This is a genomic window from Antrihabitans stalagmiti (assembly GCF_016482825.1).
In the GTDB taxonomy this organism is placed as follows: Bacteria; Actinomycetota; Actinomycetes; order Mycobacteriales; family Mycobacteriaceae; genus Antrihabitans; species Antrihabitans stalagmiti.
In genome coordinates, this window is the sequence record NZ_JAEMNV010000004.1 from 298072 (window position 1) to 317357 (window position 19286).

A 19286-nucleotide genomic window follows, 5' to 3' on the forward strand; every position below is an offset into this window, starting at 1 on the left:
GCTTCGAAAAGTGAGGAACGCCAGGGTGGTCGACGCTCGCCCGCAGGTTGCCATGTCCGTCAAATAACGTACATACCAACGCAATTGGCCGCTGTACGTTTGCGTACATCGCGACCGACCGTTGGAGGCCCGTCAGGGAACCTGCGCCGAGATTCGACCTGAAGCCGTATCACCTGGCATGGGCGGGTGCGGCGTTGTTCGGGCTCTTCGCGTTGCTCACACTCGGAAACGGCGTCTCCACCGAGAAGCGCAATCCGCGGATCACCCTCGTGCTCCCCGCAATTGTGATCAGCACTTGCATCGCGGGAATCATGTTCCTGGTTCAGCTGGTATTCACCGTGATTGCCTCGGACGCGTTCTCGGTCGACGCTCTGTGGACGGCGTTCGTCACAACTCTTCTGATCGTGACTGCCGTCGCCCTTCCGATGGACGCGTTCATCGGAAGGGCGACAGTCGTCGGAGCGGACCGAGCGATTCGTGGTGAGCAAGCAAAAAATCGGGCCGGTCGTGAGCGGTGCGCCCTCGCGTATGTTCGCGCTGATCCCGTTGATAGTGGTGTTCTACGCAATACTCCTGCTGCCGTACATCCTGATCGTGCCGATGTCGATGATCGTCATGAGCGGGGGAGCGGAGACGTTGTTGATCTTGCCGTCCTTTGCTCTGATTGCGGTCGAGTTCGTTGCCGGCGTGCTGCTCAGCCTCGCGCCGATCGTCATGGTGATCGAGAAGACCGGACTAGTCGACACCTGCAAGCGGACGTACAGCCTGACCCACCCTGCACTGGGGCGTCTGCTTGCAATTCATCTGCTCTGGTTCGTCGTTGTCGTCCGGATCTCGATCGTCACGATGATCGTCGGAATGATGGTGCACTGGATCGCAATGGTCGTAACGCTCGCGATCGGAATCTCGTTCTTCCGGATCCTGCAAACCCTGATCTACCACGATGTTCGGGTCCGGCAAGTGGGCTATGCGGAGGAAGTGCTCGCCGAACGCGAGGCGGTGCGCATCGCGGCACAGGCGCCGCCGAGGTAGGTCGGTAGGCCACGCGCGGAGTCTCTCGGACGCAAAGAAGCCCGCCGAATTCGCATTCGGCGGGCTTCGATTCCGATCTTGTGGCGGAGGATAGGGGATTTGAACCCCTGAGGGCGTTAACCCAACCCGCGTTCCAGGCGAGCGCCATAGGCCACTAGGCGAATCCTCCGTGGAGCAGCATACCGGCTAACCCCCTCGTTCCAAGAATCGCCGACCGCTGCGGGCTCTGACGGTGCGTCCCGCTACACTCTTCGATGGATCCCGCGCGGCGCGCATCCTGTGAACTCCCCCAGGGCCGGAAGGCAGCAAGGGTCAACGGGCTCTGCCGGGTGCGCGGGGTCCCCTTACATTTCTGGCCGCCGTACGTAGGAGCGACCGACAGTCGTCATTCGAGTAACGTGACACGCCGACACCGTGCCGTGATCGTCGTGCCGTCGAAAGGTCGTCAGCAGGATGCCTACCCAGACCCAATACGGGTTGATGAGTCCCGATGAGCTCGTTGCCGAGCGCGATCGCCAAACGGCGAACTACACGCAGCTCAAGTCGCAGAAGCTGACGCTGGATCTCACCCGAGGTAAGCCGTCGTCTGCGCAGCTGGACCTCTCGCAAGACCTCCTCTCGTTACCGGGAACCAACTTTCGTGCTGCCGACGGTACTGATTGTCGAAACTACGGCGGACTGACCGGCTTGCCCGAACTGCGGGCGATCTTCGGCGAGCTGTTGGGTATTCCCGTCCAGAATCTGTACGCGGCCGGCAATGCCAGCCTCGAGTTGATGCACGACACTGTCGTCTACTCACTCTTCGCCGGAACGGTCGATTCGCCGGCACCGTGGGCGAACGAACCGGGTCGCAAATTCCTGTGTCCGAGCCCTGGCTACGACCGGCATTTCGCGATCACCGAGGCATATGGCTTCGAGATGATCGCCATTCCGATGAACCCCGACGGACCCGACGTGCACGCGATCGAAGAGCTCGTCGCGAACGATCCCTCGATCAAGGGACTGTGGGCGGTACCGAATTACTCCAATCCGACGGGTGTCGTCTACTCCGAGGCTGTCGTCAAAGCTCTCGTCTCGATGCCGACGGCAGCTCCGGATTTCCGGCTGTACTGGGACAACGCCTACGCCGTCCATCCGCTGGTCGAAGAGGCCGCACCCAACCTCGACGTGTTGGGGATGGCCGCGGCCGCAGGCAATCCGAACCGTCCGCTGGTGTTTGCGTCGACGTCCAAGATCACCTTTGCCGGCGCAGGGGTGAGCTTCATCGGTGCTTCCGAGGCGAACCTGAAGTGGTACGTCCAGCACGCAAGCAAAAAGACCATCGGGCCGGACAAGGTCAATCAACTGCGGCACGCCCAGTTCTTCCAGGATGCCGACGGCGTCCGTGCCCATATGGCGAAACACCGCAAGATCATGGCGCCGAAGTTTGCGCTGGTCCGCGACATTCTCGAAGACCGCCTCGGTGCAAGCAAGACCGCGTCCTGGACCGATCCCAAGGGCGGCTACTTCATCAGCCTCGACGTGCTCGACGGAACCGCGGGGCGCGTTGTCGCATTGGCGAAGGAAGCCGGGATCGCATTGACACCGGCAGGGTCGGCATTTCCGTACGGCAAAGACCCCGACGACCGCAACATCCGCCTCGCCCCGTCGCTGCCGCCGCTGGACGAGGTCGCGTCGGCGATGGACGGCGTCGCAACGTGTGTGTTGCTCGCCGCGACCGAGAAGCTGATCGCCGGTTAACTGCCCGGCCGGTCGTGGCAGGATCGAAGCATGGCACTCACGCTGCGGCTCGCGCAGGACCCCGACGCGGACAAACTGCTGTCGGAATCACCTCTCGCGTTGTTGACGGGAATGCTGCTGGATCAGCAGTACCCGATGGAGGCCGCGTTCGGCGGCCCGAAGAAGATCGCCGACCGCATCGGTGGACTCGACGTGCACAAGATCGCGGAATTCGATCCCGACGAGTTCGCGACGCTGTGCTCCACGACGCCGGCGATTCACCGTTATCCCGGCTCGATGGCGAAGCGGATCCAGGCGGTCTGTACCTATCTCGTCGACGAATACGACGGCAATCCGGAAGCGCTCTGGACCGTCGGCGACCCTGACGGCAAAGAGGTGTTGAAGCGGCTCAAGTCGCTGCCGGGCTTCGGCGATCAGAAGGCGCGGATCTTCCTCGCCCTGCTCGGCAAGCAGGTCGGCGTGCAGCCCGCGGGCTGGCGTGAGGCTGCGGGAGCCTACGGCGACGAGGGGTCCAGGCGTTCGGTCGCCGACGTCGTCGACGCCGAAACGCTCGGTGAGGTCCGCGAATTCAAGAAGCAGGCCAAAGCAGCGGCGAAGCAGAAAGCTTGATGCGTCAGGTTGCGCCGTTTGCGGTCAGCGGGCGTCCAGTTAGCTGCACACCGACCCGGATCGGCGCACCCTGACGAGCCTCAGCATCCAAGAACTTCAGCGCCGACCCACCAGCAGCGTTTGAGTCGACCGGCCCAGCGGACCCTGCTCGTCGAAGAGTGCGGACTCCGCCATCCCGATGCCGTGCGGCTGCGGATAGGTGACCGCATCGAGGCACACCCATTCGCCGACCGGCTGTCGGTGCAGCGTCACGGTCAGGTCGGTGTTGATGAAGACGTAGCGGTTCCAGTCGAGTGTTGCGCTGACGCCGTTACCGGAATCCGCGGCCGCGAGGGTGCGTTCGAGCGGACTCGGGTCGTGTCCGGCGACGATCGGCTTACGTAACCGGATCCAGCACACAGCGGGTCCGGGTTCGATGAAAGTGCCTGATACAAAACGATATTCGATCGCGGTGTGGAAGCCGATCTTTTGATCCGACGGAAACGGTGCATCCCCGCGTGCTGTGTCGGGACCTGGACGACTACCGGACGGAAGCACCGCAGGGTCGAGCTCGAGCGGGGGATCGGATCGTTTGATGCGCCATGCGTTCGCCTTCATCACGACGCCGCGCTCGGAGCTCAGCGTCGCCTCGATCAACTCGACGCTGCGGCCCGACCTCGTCACCCTGGCCTCGACGGTCAAGGGTGCAAGCGGAACCGGTCCGAGTATTTCGACGGCGACCCGACCGACATCGAAACCTTCACGTGGCTCGCATCTTTCGATGACATGGCCCAGCAACGCCGACGGCGGACCGCCGTGCTGTGCGTCGGGCGACCAAGGTCCACGGGTGTGTTCGGTCGATTCGAAGCGGCCGTCACCGATCGGGATGTAGAAGGCGTTCACGTCGCCAGTGTTCACTATCGCGACGGTGGTTCTTCCTCCAGCCCGATTCGCTTGTGCAACGCGACGAGCGGTTTCGGTGCCCACCAGTTCGCCCGTCCGAGCAATTGCATAAACGCAGGAGCCAGCACACTGCGGATGAGCGTCGCGTCCGCGAGGACGGTGATCGTGAGCCCGAGCCCGAACAGCTGGATGAACGAGATGTTCGCCGACGTCATGGCAAAGAAGACGATTGCCATCAAACCTGCTGCGGCCGTGATGATTCGGCCGGTCCGGGCGACTCCGAGCGCGACGGCGTGGGTGTTGGCGGCATCGGTACGGTCGGAATTCAACCACTCTTCACGGATTCTGGAGAGCAGGAAAACCTCGTAGTCCATCGACATGCCGAACGCGATGCAGAACATCAGGATCGGCATCGTCGGCACAAGAAAGCCGGTTGCCGTGAAGTCGAGCAGACCGGAGAGGTGGCCTTCCTGGAAGATCCAGACCATCGCCCCGAATGCGGCCGTCAGCGAAAGAGTGTTCAGCACCAGTGCTTTCAACGGGAGCACAACGCTGCCCGTGAACAGGAACAACAGCACGAAGGTCGTCAGAGCGATGAGGCCGAGCGCGAGTGGCAACTTCTCGCCGAGCGAATCGAGAGTGTCTTCGTTCTGCGCTGCCGCACCCGTGAACAGAGACTCACCCGGGCTGGGTATTGCGCGCAGCGCATCGATCTGACGGGTGCCCGCATCCGAGAACGGGTCGGCGCTCGTTCCGATGCTCAGGTAGGTCCCGACGCCGTTCGGAGGGAAGGGCGACTGATCCGTGATGCGCATACCCGCGCTGAACACCCCAGCCTGTGACAGCACACCGGTGACGCCGTCGACCTTCGAGAGAGCGCTTGCGTAGCTGGCCAATTCCTCCGACCTGCCGTCGAAATCAGGCAGAACGACAGTGGTCGTCGCGGCAGCGTCCTGTGCGAAATCGGTCCGCATGATGTCGCCGACCTGGCGGCTGGTCGCGTCCGCGGTATTCACGCGGTCGTCTGGTGAACCGAACTTGACGTTGAGGAAAGGTGCTCCCAGGAACAACAGCAAAACGATGACGACAACGGCAACCGGCGCGGCCCTTCGCATCACAGCGGTGACGCCGCGGTACCAGAGCGTCTGCTCCGGGTCGGGGACGGTGGGCGTCGGGCGACCGGTGCGGCGACGCCACCACACGCGCACATCCAGCGCATTGACTCGGCGACCGAGCAGAACGAGTGCTGCAGGCAGCACCAGAATCGACGCGAGCGCCGCGGTACCGACAACTGCCAGTCCTGCATAGGCGAACGATTTGAGGAAGTACTGCGGAAAGACGGCAAGTGCGGCAAGTGACAGAGCGACGGTCAGTGCCGAGAAGAAGACGGTCCGCCCGGCCGTCTGCACCGAGCGGAAGACGGCCTGTTCGGGTTCGAGTCCGCGCTCGAGTTCCTCGCGGTATCGACTCACGATGAACAGGCTGTAGTCGATCGCCAACGCCAGACCCATGGCTGTCGTCATGTTCAGTGAGAAGATCGATACGTCGGTGACCAGCGTGAACGCTCGCAGGATCGCAAGTGTCGAGACGATGGCGAACAGACCGACCAACAGCGGTAGCAAGGCCGCGACGACACTGCCGAACACCCAGATGAGCAGCAGCAGCGTCAGCGGGATTGCTATTGCCTCTGCAACGGCAAGATCCTTGGTGATCTGATTGTTGATCTGCTGGAAGACGACTGTGAAACCACCGGCCCTAACCGTGACGCCGTCGGCGGTACCGGTCAGTCCCTCCACGATGCGCTCGGCGCGAGCGGGCGCTTCGTTGTCGTCGCCGGCCACACGCGCCGTGACCAGCGCACTCAGGCCGTCTTTGCTTCGCAGTGCGGACGCAAGATTGGCGGGCACCTCCCAGTAGGAGGTGATCGCGCTGACCTCGGGTTCGGCTCGAAGAGCTGCAGCGATCCGGTCGCCCGCTGCGCGTGCAGCAGGATTGGAGTCGACCCCGTCGGTCGTGGTGATCAGCAGTATGAGGTTGGGCTCACCACCGTGAAAACTGTCGTTGAGAAGGTTTGTCGCCCTGGTCGATTCGGCATCGGGAGGGATGAAGCCGCCACCCTTGAGGTGGTCTGCAGCCGAGGCCCCGAACACGATCGCCAGGAAAGCGACGATCAGGGCCCCGACGAGGACGATCCGCGGTCGGTGGACCGCAAGCCTCGCAACACGGACGAGCATTGACGTCCCTCCGCATGCTCGGCACAAACCCCAACGATCAAACTGGCGGCGTCAGGATATCGTCGTCGCTGCCTGCGCGGGACGGAACGTCTCAGTCTCGTTCGCGATTCGGCTGGCCCGACCCGAACGGTCCCGGTCGCTTCTGTGAATGTCCGTGCACACCTTCGGAATACGCGGTTTCGGCATGCTGAGCAAAGTCGATGCCCCCAGTCTCGTCTTCGGCACTCACGCGGAATCCGAGCGTCTTGTCGATCAGTTTGCCGACGGCGAAGGACACTGCGAACGCGTACGCGGCGACGACGACAGCACCGACAGCCTGTTTTCCGAGCTGAGCCAATCCGCCGCCGTAGAGCAAACCCTCGGGGCCGCCGGTCATAACCTCGGCAGCGAGGAAGCCGATCAGCAGCACACCGACTACGCCGCCGACGAAGTGCACGCCGACCACGTCGAGGGAATCGTCGTAGCCTGCACGGAACTTCCAGCCGACAGCGAACGAGCACACGACACCGGCGAGCAGGCCGACGACCAGCGCACCGACGACAGTCACCGAACCGCACGACGGCGTGATCGCGACGAGTCCGGCGACGACGCCCGATGCCGCACCGAATGTGGTCGGACGGCCGTCTCTGATCTGCTCGACCGCAAGCCAGCCGAGCATGCCGAGGCAGCCCGCGATCATCGTGTTGAGGAATACCGCCGCAGCCATGCCGTTCGCTGCGAGCGCCGACCCTGCGTTGAAGCCGAACCAGCCGAACCACAGCAGGCCGACGCCGAGCAGAACGAACGGCAGGTTGTGGGGTCGCATCGCGTCGGCCTTGAAGCCGATCCGGGGACCGAGGACGAGCGCGAGGGCAAGCGCAGATGATCCTGAAACGATCTCGACGACCAAACCGCCTGCGTAGTCGAGTGCTCCGAACTTCGCGAGCCAGCCGTCCGGTCCCCACACCCAGTGCGCGACGGGGGCGTAGACGAGGGTCGCCCAGATCGGCACGAAGAGCATCCACGCGGAGAATTTCGCGCGGTCCGCGATGGCACCGCTGACGAGTGCGACGGTGAGGATCGCGAAGGTGAGCTGGAATGTTGCGAACAGCAGTTCGGGCACGTTGCTTCGGACCGTGGTCGGGTCGATGCCTGCCATGCCGACGTGATCGAGGTTGCCGATGAGGCCGCCACCTGCGTCGTCACCGAATGCAAGGCTGTAACCAAAGAGCAACCACGCGACCGTGACGAGCGGGATCGAGATGAAGCTCATCATGATCATGTTGAGGACACCCGTCGAACGGACCATCCCGCCGTAGAAGATCGCCAGACCCGGCGTCATCAACAGAACAAGAGCCGTACTCGCAAGCAACCACGCTGTGGCGGCAGGATCGATCGACACTTCTATCTCCTTCGCAGGCCGGATGCTCGCAAGAGAATATGGCGAGCCGGTCCGTCGATCGTCGGCGGGCTATCGAACGGCTACACGCCGGTGTGGTCACGGAGCGTTGCGACGATCCCACTCGACGGTTCCGTCGATCCGCCGCTCGTTGCGCTCCAAGCGGATTGGACATCGTCGTGAGTAGTCGCGAGAACAATGCTCGTCGATTGCGCGAAGACGTCGAGGTACTCGTTCTGTGCGCCACCGATCAGCCGCACCAACTCGTGCCGTCCAAGTTCGGTGGTCCGTTTCTCTATTTGCGACGGAGCGAAGAACATCTGCGGCGTGGGTCCTGGCAGAGTGTCGTCGCCGTTGAAACCCGCTGGGTCCTCCCAATGCGTCGAACCGACGGTCAGCGACAGCGCCAGACCGGCTCCGAAAAGGGTGTGGACGGTGCGTCTGGTCGAGGCATTGCCTGCGACGTCGACGTAGATGATCGGTTCGGTGAGCGTCGAACCAGCGAGCTCGTCGTAAGTGATCGTTGCGTCGTAGCTGCCGAGACCGTCGACGTAATCACGATTGCGTTGTGAGGTCAGGCCGACCACCTGCGGACGGTTCGGGTAGCGGCCGAGGCACCAGGCCGTCGCTGCTGCGGTCTTGCTGGATGCGCTCGACAGAACGATCGTCGAGGCTTGGTGAAAACCCGCCTGTTCGAGCTGGTCCGCGATCAGCCAAGCCGTTCCGAACAGTGGACGAACAAGCGATTCCAGCCCTTCCCGGGTCGGATCTTCGGGCCCGGCTGGGAGGTAGGCGTTGTACAGCGCAGGCAGTTGACGACGATGTGGTGTCGCATCGAGCAGCCGTGAGCCGGGTTTGCCTGTGGGGGTGATGGTCGCGTGCGTCGACATCGGCCAGAAGCCGTAGAGACGATCGCCGACGCTCGCCAGTTCCGTCGAGCTTGCGACAACTTCGGCGAAACCCCACGCGGGAACTCGGCCCCAGCCGTCGGGCGCCGGAAAGAACTGCCAATAGCCGAGCACGTCGCCCGCCGTCGCATAGGTGACGTTGTTGGCGGTGAGTGCAAAACGTTGCACCTCGACGACAACCTGCCCGTCCTCCGGATCGGGGGTTGTCGCGGCACGGACTTCGGATATGCGCGGATCGTCGCGCCGGACAAGCAGATCGACACCTTGGAAGGTCACGTCGGCGAACCTACCGGCGCCGGCCGACAAGTCGGTGAACTCGCGGCTGCCGTCCCCGCTTGTCGGCGCGCGCCGGTACCCTCACCCGCGTGGCCCTGTACCGGAAGTATCGACCCGCAACCTTCGCCGAGGTGGTGGGGCAGGAGCATGTCACCGAGCCGCTGAGCACCGCACTCGATGCTGGGCGAATCAATCACGCGTACCTGTTCTCGGGTCCGCGTGGGTGTGGCAAGACGTCGTCCGCTCGAATTCTTGCCAGGTCGCTGAACTGCGTCGAGGGACCGACGTCGACCCCGTGCGGGGTCTGCGTTTCCTGCGAGGCGCTTGCTCCCGGTGGGCCGGGCAATCTCGACGTCATCGAGCTGGACGCCGCGAGCCACGGCGGTGTGGACGACACCCGTGAATTGCGTGATCGTGCCTTCTTCTCCCCGGCGGAATCGCGTTACCGCGTCTTCATCGTCGACGAGGCGCACATGGTCACGACCGCAGGCTTCAACGCGTTGCTCAAGATCGTCGAAGAACCGCCGGAACACCTGATCTTCATCTTTGCGACGACCGAGCCGGACAAGGTCCTGCCGACCATTCGCTCCCGGACCCATCACTATCCGTTCCGGTTGCTGCCACCTCTGACCATGCGCGGTCTGCTGGAAAGGATCTGCGCCCAGGAGAGCGTCGCTGTCGAGGGCGCTGTGTATCCGCTGGTCATCCGTGCGGGTGGTGGTTCGCCGCGAGATTCGCTGAGCGTGCTCGATCAGCTGCTCGCCGGCGCGGGCGACGAAGGTGTCACGTACCTGCGCGCGTTGGCTTTGCTAGGCGTCACCGACATCGCGCTGATCGACGAAGCCGTCGACGCTCTGGCAGCCAACGACGGCGCAGCGCTCTTCGGCGCTGTCGACAAGGTGATGGAGGCGGGTCACGATCCGCGCCGCTTCGCCGTCGATCTGCTCGAACGTATCCGCGATCTGATCCTGCTTCGCGCTGTTCCCGACGCAGGCGAACGCGGTCTGGTCGATGCTCCCGGCGATGTACTCGAGCGGATGTTGGACGAGTCCCAGCGGATCGGTCCGGCGACGCTGGCGCGATATGCAGAGCTTCTCCATGCCGGGCTCACCGAGATGCGCGGCGCTACCGCTCCTCGACTACTCCTCGAAGTGATCTGTGCCCGGATGCTGCTGCCATCGGCGTCCGACGCCGAATCTGCGGCGTTGCAGCGGATCGAGCGCATCGAACGTCGACTCGATGTGACGCGACCGTCGGGCGGCTCCGACGTGGAGAGCGCGGCAGAGCCTGCTCCCGTGGTCCGTCGACGCAGTGTCGAAAGGCCTGAGGCCGCAGCGGTTTCGCCGCCCGCGGTCGTGCCGGCTGCCGTCGAGGCGCCCGCAGTTGCGCAACAACCTGCACCGACCGAGCGGCCTGCTCCGCCGACCGTGACACCACCGGAACAGGCCCCGCCCGCGGCGCAGCCTGCATTCAGGCGGTCGTCGCAGCAGCCGGCCGAAGCACCGCCCGTCGCCAAAGGATCGGACCCGCAACCCGAGCCAGCAGCACAGGAGCAAGCAGTTCCGGCAGCAGCGTCCAATCAACCCGACGCCGTCGCGGTTCGCGCCGTGTGGTCCGAGGTGCGGGCGAAAGTTCGGGATCGCAGCCGGACGGTCGAGGTTATGCTTTCCGGCGCAACCGTGGCCGATGTGCGCGAAGGCGTCATCGTCCTGACGCACGAATCCGCGCCTCTCGCAAAGAGACTCATGGAATCGCGCAATGCTGAGGTCGTGCGCGATGCCCTCCGCGACGTGCTTGGTGTCGACTGGGAGGTCCGGTGCGAAACCGGATTGCCAGGTGCGTCCGCGGCCGTCAAGCCTGCCAAGAAGGCTGCCCCGCGCACCGCTCCCGCAGACGGGGGTCCACGGTTCTCGCGCCCGAGTCGCGGGCAACCAGAGGCGCCTGCGCGATCGTCGTCGCCGTCGACCGACGACGAGGTGCCCCCGCCTCCTGAGGAGCCCGACTATCCGGACGACCCGAGTCCGCCACCGCCTCCAACCCCGGAGGAGGAAGACGAGATGATCAAGGAGTCCGCGCAGCCGGTCGACCAGGCCGACAGGCGTGACCCCGACGATGTCGCATTGGAGCTTCTGCAGACCGAGCTCGGCGCAAAACCGTTCGACGTTTGAGCCTCGCAAAGGCAGTGCGGGTCAGTTTGGTCGGACCCGCCATGCGTGCGGTCGTCGGCGGCCATACTGACACGAGCCACATCGTCCAAGGGATATTGACGGGAAATTGACATGATCTTCGGTATTGACGTGTTCGGGCTGATTCCCGCGCTGATTCCTTTGTTGCCGAGCACGATTCTCGGCTTCGTTCCGGATGCGTTCGGGGCGCTCGGCGAGTGGGGCGCGTGCATCGCGCAGTACGGGGCCGAGTCGCCGTTGTGCCAGGGTCTGTAGCTGAACGGGGCCTGAACGGCGCTCTAAGTTAACTGAAATTCGCATATTTTCCGGATTTAAGGTGGGGCAGCTTCCATCCGCATGCCTGTTCGTTCTATGGTGGAGCGTGCAATGGACCGCTCTACTGCGTTGGCGATGTTTATACAGCGTCAACATTCGTCGGGAATGGACGTGAAGTTCGTACACGTCCTACTGGCGGCCCCGCCAACAGGCTTGCCGATTTCTCGGCAGCCGATCTAGTTCGAACGAGCGGCGCTGGCCGCACACAGGAAGGAAGACGTCAAAGTGACGACAGAGGCGTTTATCTACGAGGCTATTCGCACTCCGCGTGGCCGTGGAAAGAAGACCGGGTCGCTGCACTCGGTCAAGCCGATCGATCTCGTGGTCGGACTCATCAACGAGCTCCGCGTCCGATTCCCGGACCTGGACGAAGACCGCATCTCCGACGTCATCCTCGGATGCGTCGCACCGGTCGGCGACCAGGGTGCAGACATCGCGCGCACCGCAGTGCTCGCCGCAGGTCTGCCCGACACCGTCGGCGGCTTCCAGCTCAACCGCTTCTGCGCCTCCGGCCTGGAAGCTGTCAACCTTGCTGCACAGAAGGTTCGCTCCGGCTTCGACGAGCTGGTCATCGCAGGTGGCATCGAGTCGATGTCGCGCGTGCCGATGGGCAGTGACGGCGGCGCATGGGCCATGGACCCGGCCACCAGCTACGACACCTACTTCGTGCCGCAGGGTGTGAGCGCCGACCTGATCGCCACGATCGAAGGCTTCTCCCGCGACGATGTCGACGCATATGCCGTCCGCTCGCAGGATCTCGCGGCCAAGGCGACGACCGGCGGCTACTTCGCCAAGTCGATCGTCCCGGTCAAGGACATCAACGGCCTCGTCGTGCTCGACAACGACGAGCACATGCGTCCCGGCACCACGTCGGAAGACCTCGCGAAGCTCAACCCGTCGTTCTCGATCATCGGTGAGATGGGCGGCTTCGACGCAGTTGCACTCCAGAAGTTCCACGCCGTCGAGAAGATCAACCACGTTCACCACGGTGGAAACAGCTCGGGCATCGTCGATGGCTCCGCGCTGGTCCTCGTCGGCAGCGAAGACGCAGGCAAGGCTTCCGGCCTGACCGCGCGTGCACGCATCGTGGCGACCGCTACCAGTGGCGCCGATCCCACGATCATGCTGACCGGTCCGACTCCGGCCGCCAAGAAGGCCCTCAAGCAGGCCGGCCTGACCCTCGACGACATCGACCTGGTCGAGATCAACGAGGCGTTCGCGTCCGTCGTCCTGAAGTTCCAGAAGGACCTGAACATCCCTGACGAGAAGCTCAACGTCAACGGCGGCGCCATCGCGATGGGTCACCCGCTCGGTGCCACCGGCGCCATGATCACCGGCACGATGGTCGACGAGCTCGAGCGTCGCAACGGTCGTTACGCCCTCATCACCCTCTGCATCGGCGGCGGCATGGGCGTTGCCACCATCATCGAACGCGTCTGACGCCCAACCGAAAACTTCTAGGAGACAAACGCTGTGACGACCACAGAAACCGCAAACATGATCGGTTGGGAAAAGGATTCGGACAACATCGTCGTACTGACGATGGACGACCCGAACCAGGGCGCCAACACGATGAACGAGCTGTACAAGAACTCGATGACCGCAACGGTCGAGCGCTTGGAAGCTGAGAAGGACGACATCGCCGGTGTCGTGCTGACCTCGGCGAAGAAGACCTTCTTCGCCGGTGGCGACCTGAAGAACATGCTTGCAGTCGGCCCCGACGACGGCCAGGCACTGATGGACGAGCTCGCCCAGATCAAGGGTGCGCTGCGTCGCCTCGAGACTCTCGGCAAGCCTGTCGTCGCCGCGATCAACGGCGCCGCACTCGGTGGCGGCCTCGAGATCGCACTCGCAACGCACTACCGCATCGCCGCCGACGTGCGCGGTGTGCAGATCGGCCTCCCTGAGGTCAGCCTCGGCCTGCTGCCCGCAGGCGGTGGCGTGATCCGTACCGTTCGTATGCTCGGTCTGCAGGGCGCGCTGATGGGCGTGCTGCTGCAGGGACAGCGCAACAACCCGACCAAGGCCAAGGAAATCGGCCTCGTCAACGAGCTCGTCGGTTCGGTCGAGGAATTGATTCCTGCCGCGAAGGCATGGATCAAGGCCAACCCCGAAGGTGGCGTTCAGCCGTGGGACAAGAAGGGCTTCAAGATCCCCGGCGGCACCCCGTCCTCGCCCGCATTCGCAGCGAACCTGCCTGCCTTCCCGGCCAACCTGCGTAAGCAGATCAAGGGCACGAACATGCCGGCACCGCGGGCGATCCTGTCCGCAGCCGTCGAAGGTTCGCAGGTCGACATCGACAACGCGTCGCTCATCGAGTCGCGCTACTTCGTCTCGCTGCTCACCGGCCCGGTTGCGAAGAACATGATCCAGGCGTTCTTCTTCGACCTGCAGTCCATCAACAACGGTGGATCCCGCCCGGAAGGTGTCGCGAAGAAAGACATCAAGAAGATCGGTGTCCTCGGCGCAGGCATGATGGGCGCAGGCATTGCCTACGTCTCGGCGAAGGCAGGCTACGAGGTCGTCCTCAAGGACGTCACCATCGAGGCAGCAGAGCGTGGCAAGAACTACTCCGAGAAGATCGAGGCCAAGGCCCTTTCTCGCGGTAAGACCACCGAAGAGAAGTCGAAGGAACTGCTCGCTCGCATCACCCCGAGCGCCGATGCCAACGACTTCAAGGGCGTCGACTTCGTCGTCGAGGCAGTGTTCGAGAACACCGAACTCAAGCACAAGGTCTTCCAGGAGATCGAAGACATCGTCGATCCCGACGCATTGCTCGGCTCGAACACGTCGACCCTGCCGATCACGGGCCTCGCCGCCGGTGTGAAGCGTCAGGAAGACTTCATCGGCATCCACTTCTTCTCGCCTGTCGACAAGATGCCGCTGGTGGAGATCATCCGTGGTGAGAAGACCTCCGACGAGGCGCTTGCTCGCGTGTTCGACTACACGCTGGCCATCAAGAAGACCCCGATCGTCGTCAACGACAGCCGTGGCTTCTTCACCTCGCGCGTCATCGGTACCTTCATCAACGAGGCCATCGCGTTCCTCGCCGAAGGTGTCGAGCCTGCCACGATCGAGCAGGCAGGTCTGCAGGCCGGTTACCCGGCGGCGCCGCTGCAGTTGGCGGACGAGCTGAACATGAAGCTCATGCAGAAGATCGCCAAGGAGACGATGGAGGCCGCCGAAGCAGGCGACACCACCATGGGCCGCGAGCGTCACGCTGCGCAAGAGGTCATCGACTACATGGTCAGCGAAGGCCGCCCGGGTCGCCTCGAAAAGGCCGGCTTCTACGAGTACGACGAAGACGGCAAGCGCACGGGTATCTGGGCAGGTCTGCGTGACCACTTCAAGACCAAGCCCGAACTGGACGTTCCGTTCCAGGATCTGATCGACCGGATGCTGTTCGCCGAGGCGATCGAGACGCAGAAGTGCTTCGACGAGGGTGTTCTGACCACCACCGCCGACGCGAACATCGGCTCGATCTTCGGCATCGGCTTCCCGGCCTGGACCGGTGGCGTGCACCAGTTCATCGTCGGTTACCCGAACGGTGGCAAGGCGGCGTTCGTCGCCCGCGCCGAGGAGCTCGCGGCCAAGTACGGCGAGCGCTTCACCCCGCCGGCGTCTTTGCGCTAGCGCGCTCGTGAGTCCTTTCGGAGGTTCCGACCTCCGAAAGGACTCACGACCCCGGTTGTCCACAGGTTTATAGTTATCCACAGGGCAATCCAAAAGCCCAGGTCGCGCTTCCGGGCCCATCCCCCGTGACCGCACTATTGGCGTATGACGTCTCCTCGGTCCGCCAACAACTTTCAAGTGTTGCTCGATTCGCAGTACGGCCTCGCGACTCAGACGCAACTCGCTCCCTACGGCTACGCCCGCCCTCGACTACGGCATCTGGTCGAAACCGGGCAGTGGGTGGCAGTCCTGCGCGGCATCTACGCCGTCACCAACGGACCGCTCACACGGCAGATGGCCTTGATGGCCGCACTTCTGTATGCCGGTCCGCGGGCAATTCTGAGCCATCGAACCGCAGCGGAAGAATGGCGCATACTTCCTGTCGATCCGACCAAGCCGATTCACGTGACCGTTCCTTACGGCGAATCCGCGAAGTGTCAATCGCCGACCTACGTCTCGCCTCCGGCGGCCGGAGCCCGACCGCTGCCACTGGTAGGCGACCTGCGCCATCCCGGCGTCGTCGTCCATCGGTCGCGAGCACAGGCGCATATCGCGGTGGACGGTATCTTCCCTCGAACCAAAAAGACCGACACCGCAATCGATCTCGCCGTCGGCGAACCGTCGGCCCGCGCTGCGCACAGTTCTCTGATCGCAACGGTGACCAATGCGAATATCCGCTTGGACGACATCCGAGGCTGCCTGGAGCAGCGTGCGCCACGTCGCTATCGGAAGGCGTTGGATGCAGCTGTGGCGCTACTGGCTTCGGGCGTGCAGTCGGTACTCGAACATCGCTACGTCGTCGATGTCGAAGAAGCGCACGGCTTGCCTGTGTCGCGTAAGCAGAGTCCGGTCGTCGTCGACGGCAGGACGCTGTACGAGGACTGCGACTACTCGGACGTCGGCGTTCCGCTATTGGTACGACTGGACGGCAAGCGCGTACACGCGGTTCCGCAGGTGGCCTTCAGGGACCGACGCCGTGACAATGCCGCGGAGTTGGCGGGTAGACCACGCCTGACCTTCGGCTACGAAGAAGTCACCGAGAAGCCGTGCGCTGTTGCTGCCGAGGTCGAGCACGTGCTTGCTCGCAACGGGTGGGTCCGAAAAAACCCCAGGCAGCTGCCCTGCTTGTGAGTCTTTTCGGAGGGCCTGACCACCAAAAAGACTCACGAGCGGCGGAGCCGCCTCACTCCCACCAGGGCCGCAACGGCAGTTCGGCCCGACCCTTGTCGTCGAGTTTGACCGACAGCACCTGATGCAGCTGAACGACATTGCGCTCGAAACCCAGCCGCGACCCCGCCATGTACAGACCCCACACTCGCGCGGTGCCCTCGCCGACCTCCGCGACGCAGGCATCCCAGTTGTCGACCAGGTTCTTGCACCACTCGGCGAGGGTCAACGCGTAGTGCTCGCGCAGGTTCTCCTCGTGGCGCACTTCCAACCCGACGTTCTGAATATCGGTGATGATGCGCCCGGACCCGATCAGTTCGCCATCGGGGAAGACGTACCGATCGATGAAGCCACCGGCACGGGCGCTGCGATTGTTGTCGGGACGCGTGATCGAGTGATTGAGAAACAGGCCGCCGTCGCGGAGTTTGCTCTTCACGAACCCGAAGTAGGCCGGATAGTTCTGTACTCCGATGTGCTCGGTGAGGCCGATGGACGAGACCGCGTCGAATTCGGTCTCTTCGATGTCGCGATAGTCCGAATGTCGAACCTCGGCGAGACCCGACAGCCCTTCGTCGGCAATCGCCTTCTGCGCCCATTCGGCTTGTTCGCGGGACAGAGTTGCGCCGATGACCTTTACACCGCGGCGCGCCGCGTAGCGGACCATCGAGCCCCAACCGCACCCGATGTCGAGTAGTCGGTCGCCCTCTTTGAGCCGCAACTTGTCGAACACGAGCCGGTACTTGTTCTCCTGTGCTTCTTCGAGCGTCTGGCCGATGTTCTCGTAGGCTGCGCAGGTGTACGTCATCGACGGACCGAGGACGTACTCGTAGAAGGTGTTCGAGACGTCGTAGTGGTGCGAGATGGCTTCTGCGTCACGGGTTTTGGAGTGCCGAAGACCCTCTGCGATGCGACGCCAGCGGGGCAGTGCCTCCTGCGGCGGCGGTGCGATGGGACGAAGGAGTTCCCAGCCGAGCGAGCGGGTGATATTGGCGATCGTCAATGCCGACGGTCGACGGAATTGCAACTGCTCTTCCATCACCTTGAGGACCTCGTACGGGTCGCCGGGGTGCGTTCCCGTGATGTCGAGATCGCCGGAAACGTATGCGCGGGCCATACCCAGATCTCCGGGCGCGGTCGCGAGATACGTTGTGCCACGCGGTGTTTTGAGCTCCATGCCGTACTTGGCGTCTTCCGGCCCGGCGGTGCTGCCGTCGTAGGCGGTGAACCGGAACGGAACCTCGCCATCGGCGAGAATCTCGAAGATCTCGGCGATGGTCAACTTCGGAGGAGCGTCTGCGCGGGTGTCGTTGCGTTCCTTGTATGTGGTCATTTGCGTTGCACCGCCTTCGAATAGAGGTCTAACAGCCTGGAATCGGGGTCGTATTCGGCCTTGAGCGCGGTGTACGCATCGCCGCCGTAGAGGACTGCGAACTCGTCTTTGTTGTAATAAGCGTCGGAGTACAGCGATTTATGCCCGTCGAAGTCGGTGACCTTCTTTTCGATCAACCGATTTGTCAGCCCCTCGGAATCGCCGGCACTCGAGGGGACCGACGACCAGAACCCGACGTTGACGTAGGTCCGGTCGGGTGCGATGGGATAGAGGGGCCATGGGCGTTTCGCACCACCACCCGGCTGACGTAACCGCAGGGGGCACAACCAGATCGGCTCGATCGGGACTTCGGCGAGGAACCATTCGACGAAGTCCGCAGTGCGTTCGATCGGGACCTCGATGTCCTGGACGACTCGTTCACGTGGCGGATTGCCGTGCCTGGCTTCGATGCGGTCGGCGATGCCGTATTTGTGGTCGAGTGCGATGAGCTTCCAGTAGACGCTGCTGCGACGGTATTTCGCCGGCCAGAACCGTCGGATCTTGGGGTTCTGTGCGCCGAACGCCCGCGAGCACCAGAACCAATCGGTGTCCCAGCGCCAGAGGTAGTCGCCGATGGTGAGTCGGTCGGTTTTGGCCTCGGGTCCGTCGTGCTGAATCGACCGGTAGAAGATGGCTTGACCGGTGACGTAATCGCTGGTCGGGCCCGGCTCAGCCGTTCGGTTACCGAGCGTCAGATAGCTTTCGTCGGCCGTGAACACAACGCCGTCGAGATAGTCGACCGGAACGCCGTCGTAGCTGCCATCGGTGATGATGCGGTCCATCGTCGCGGCGAGATCCCGGACGTCGTGAAAGCGCAGGTGCCGGATCGAGACGTAAGGTTCGACGGTTTCGAGTTCGATCTTCAGTCGTGTGGCGTAGCCGAGAGTTCCGTAGGAGTTGGGAAAGCCGGCGAACAGATCGGCATTCTTTTCCGGTGTCGCCGTGACGATAGTGCCTGCGCCGGTGAGGATGTCGATCTCGAGCACGGATTCGTGGGGGAGGCCGTTGCGGAACGACGTCGACTCGATGCCGAGGCCGGTGACGGCGCCGCCGAGCGTGATCGTCTTGAGCTGCGGCACGACGAGAGGTGCGAGACCGTGCGGCAGTGTCGCAGCGACGAGGTCCTCGTAGGTGCACATTCCTGCGACATCGGCAGTCTTCGCGACCGGATCGATCGCGATGACCCCGGTGAGGCCTGACACGTCGAGTCCGGGCGCCGTCGACTTGGCCCGAGCGCGGAACAAATTCGAGGTCTTTTTCGCGAGGCGCACAGTTGCGTCGGCAGGAATGGCCCGGTAGCTCGCGAGCAGACGGTCGACGCCAGCTTGATGCGCCGCGAACCCCGTTCTACGGGACGCGGACCCAGCAACGCGACCATTCATAGATGCGACCACTCTTCGACGGTATCGCTAGATTGTTTGTTCGGCTACCGATATTCGGACTCCCCAGAGGAATCTTCATGCAGATGTAGCGTGCGCGTCAAACGGTGGACCGGATGTCCCCGACGGTTCCTGCTGA

General features: G+C 63.4%; 15 protein-coding genes, 1 tRNA gene and 1 other RNA gene. 9 read left to right on the plus strand and 8 right to left on the minus strand.

Annotated features, from left to right (window positions below; translation table 11 throughout):
• Window positions 1-169: 169 nt before the first annotated feature.
• The gene (locus JGU71_RS30230; protein WP_267908410.1) at window positions 170-301 is read right to left on the minus strand and encodes a hypothetical protein; all 132 of its coding nucleotides are present in this window, start codon (window positions 299-301) and stop codon (window positions 170-172) included.
• 179 nt (window positions 302-480) lie between these two features.
• On the opposite strand from JGU71_RS30230, the gene JGU71_RS14330 reads away from it, so the two are divergent.
• Complete coding sequence (locus tag JGU71_RS14330; RefSeq protein WP_199704826.1) at window positions 481-1032, plus strand: hypothetical protein; 552 nt, start codon at window positions 481-483, stop codon at window positions 1030-1032.
• Window positions 1033-1113: 81 nt separating this feature from the next.
• On the opposite strand, the gene JGU71_RS14335 is transcribed toward JGU71_RS14330, so the two are convergent.
• Window positions 1114-1201 (minus strand) — tRNA-Ser (locus JGU71_RS14335).
• Between the two features lie 84 nt (window positions 1202-1285).
• Here JGU71_RS14335 and ffs point away from each other — a divergent pair.
• From ffs to JGU71_RS14350, 3 genes are all read left to right on the plus strand, one after another.
• Window positions 1286-1380: signal recognition particle sRNA small type (gene ffs, locus JGU71_RS14340), an RNA gene on the plus strand.
• Between the two features lie 105 nt (window positions 1381-1485).
• Window positions 1486-2772: an aspartate aminotransferase type Ic gene (locus JGU71_RS14345; RefSeq protein WP_199704827.1), complete on the plus strand. Its 1287-nt coding sequence runs from the start codon at window positions 1486-1488 to the stop codon at window positions 2770-2772.
• 30 nt (window positions 2773-2802) lie between these two features.
• Window positions 2803-3381, plus strand: coding sequence for an HhH-GPD-type base excision DNA repair protein (locus JGU71_RS14350; RefSeq protein ID WP_199704828.1), 579 nt, complete (start codon window positions 2803-2805; stop codon window positions 3379-3381).
• Between the two features lie 96 nt (window positions 3382-3477).
• Here the strand turns inward: JGU71_RS14350 and JGU71_RS14355 are convergent, their stop codons facing one another.
• The 4 genes from JGU71_RS14355 to JGU71_RS14370 form a co-directional block, all read right to left on the minus strand.
• Window positions 3478-4278 carry a thioesterase family protein gene (locus JGU71_RS14355; RefSeq protein WP_307829654.1) on the minus strand — a complete coding sequence of 267 codons (801 nt, stop codon included), beginning with the start codon at window positions 4276-4278 and terminating at the stop codon, window positions 3478-3480.
• Complete coding sequence (locus JGU71_RS14360; RefSeq protein WP_199704829.1) at window positions 4278-6497, minus strand: MMPL family transporter; 2220 nt, start codon at window positions 6495-6497, stop codon at window positions 4278-4280. The genes JGU71_RS14355 and JGU71_RS14360 overlap by 1 nt, the downstream gene beginning before the upstream one ends.
• Window positions 6498-6588: 91 nt before the next feature.
• Entirely contained in the window at window positions 6589-7878 is a 1290-nt protein-coding gene (locus JGU71_RS14365) for an ammonium transporter (protein ID WP_372433173.1), read from the minus strand.
• A gap of 80 nt (window positions 7879-7958) precedes the next feature.
• On the minus strand, window positions 7959-9059 hold the full coding sequence (locus JGU71_RS14370) for a DUF2855 family protein (protein ID WP_199704830.1): 1101 nt from the start codon (window positions 9057-9059) through the stop codon (window positions 7959-7961).
• 89 nt (window positions 9060-9148) lie between these two features.
• Between JGU71_RS14370 and JGU71_RS14375 the strand changes: the two genes are divergently transcribed.
• The 5 genes from JGU71_RS14375 (at window position 9149) to JGU71_RS14395 (ending at window position 16363) form a co-directional block, all read left to right on the plus strand.
• Complete coding sequence (locus JGU71_RS14375; RefSeq protein ID WP_199704831.1) at window positions 9149-11227, plus strand: DNA polymerase III subunits gamma/tau; 2079 nt, start codon at window positions 9149-9151, stop codon at window positions 11225-11227.
• A 111-nt stretch (window positions 11228-11338) separates the two neighbouring features.
• Window positions 11339-11500: a hypothetical protein gene (locus JGU71_RS14380; RefSeq protein WP_199704832.1), complete on the plus strand. Its 162-nt coding sequence runs from the start codon at window positions 11339-11341 to the stop codon at window positions 11498-11500.
• 285 nt (window positions 11501-11785) lie between these two features.
• Complete coding sequence (locus tag JGU71_RS14385; RefSeq protein WP_199704833.1) at window positions 11786-13000, plus strand: acetyl-CoA C-acetyltransferase; 1215 nt, start codon at window positions 11786-11788, stop codon at window positions 12998-13000.
• A gap of 57 nt (window positions 13001-13057) precedes the next feature.
• Window positions 13058-15193 (plus strand): 3-hydroxyacyl-CoA dehydrogenase NAD-binding domain-containing protein, encoded by a 2136-nt coding sequence (locus JGU71_RS14390; RefSeq protein ID WP_199705300.1) that lies wholly within the window; start codon window positions 13058-13060, stop codon window positions 15191-15193.
• A 144-nt stretch (window positions 15194-15337) separates the two neighbouring features.
• Window positions 15338-16363, plus strand: a complete 1026-nt coding sequence (locus tag JGU71_RS14395) for a type IV toxin-antitoxin system AbiEi family antitoxin domain-containing protein (RefSeq protein ID WP_199704834.1) — start codon at window positions 15338-15340, stop codon at window positions 16361-16363.
• A gap of 52 nt (window positions 16364-16415) precedes the next feature.
• Here JGU71_RS14395 and JGU71_RS14400 read toward each other — a convergent pair whose 3' ends face one another.
• Together JGU71_RS14400 and JGU71_RS14405 are read right to left on the minus strand one after the other, a co-directional pair.
• Complete coding sequence (locus JGU71_RS14400; RefSeq protein WP_199704835.1) at window positions 16416-17729, minus strand: class I SAM-dependent methyltransferase; 1314 nt, start codon at window positions 17727-17729, stop codon at window positions 16416-16418.
• A complete protein-coding gene (locus JGU71_RS14405; protein ID WP_199705301.1) occupies window positions 17726-19150 on the minus strand; it encodes an FAD-binding oxidoreductase in 1425 nt (474 codons plus the stop codon). The genes JGU71_RS14400 and JGU71_RS14405 overlap by 4 nt, the downstream gene beginning before the upstream one ends.
• Between the last annotated feature and the right edge of the window lie 136 nt (window positions 19151-19286).

What these genes read in the sequence shown, in the direction of transcription:
- JGU71_RS30230 (WP_267908410.1), bottom strand. Translation starts at nt 301, where the DNA reads ATGCAAGTGCTGATCACAATTGCGGGGAGCACGAGGGTGATCCGCGGA.
- JGU71_RS14345 (WP_199704827.1), top strand. Translation starts at nt 1,486, where the DNA reads ATGCCTACCCAGACCCAATACGGGTTGATGAGTCCCGATGAGCTCGTT.
- JGU71_RS14350 (WP_199704828.1), top strand. Translation starts at nt 2,803, where the DNA reads ATGGCACTCACGCTGCGGCTCGCGCAGGACCCCGACGCGGACAAACTG.
- JGU71_RS14360 (WP_199704829.1), bottom strand. Translation starts at nt 6,497, where the DNA reads ATGCTCGTCCGTGTTGCGAGGCTTGCGGTCCACCGACCGCGGATCGTC.
- JGU71_RS14380 (WP_199704832.1), top strand. Translation starts at nt 11,339, where the DNA reads ATGATCTTCGGTATTGACGTGTTCGGGCTGATTCCCGCGCTGATTCCT.
- JGU71_RS14390 (WP_199705300.1), top strand. Translation starts at nt 13,058, where the DNA reads ATGATCGGTTGGGAAAAGGATTCGGACAACATCGTCGTACTGACGATG.
- JGU71_RS14395 (WP_199704834.1), top strand. Translation starts at nt 15,338, where the DNA reads ATGACGTCTCCTCGGTCCGCCAACAACTTTCAAGTGTTGCTCGATTCG.
- JGU71_RS14400 (WP_199704835.1), bottom strand. Translation starts at nt 17,729, where the DNA reads ATGACCACATACAAGGAACGCAACGACACCCGCGCAGACGCTCCTCCG.
- JGU71_RS14405 (WP_199705301.1), bottom strand. Translation starts at nt 19,150, where the DNA reads ATGAATGGTCGCGTTGCTGGGTCCGCGTCCCGTAGAACGGGGTTCGCG.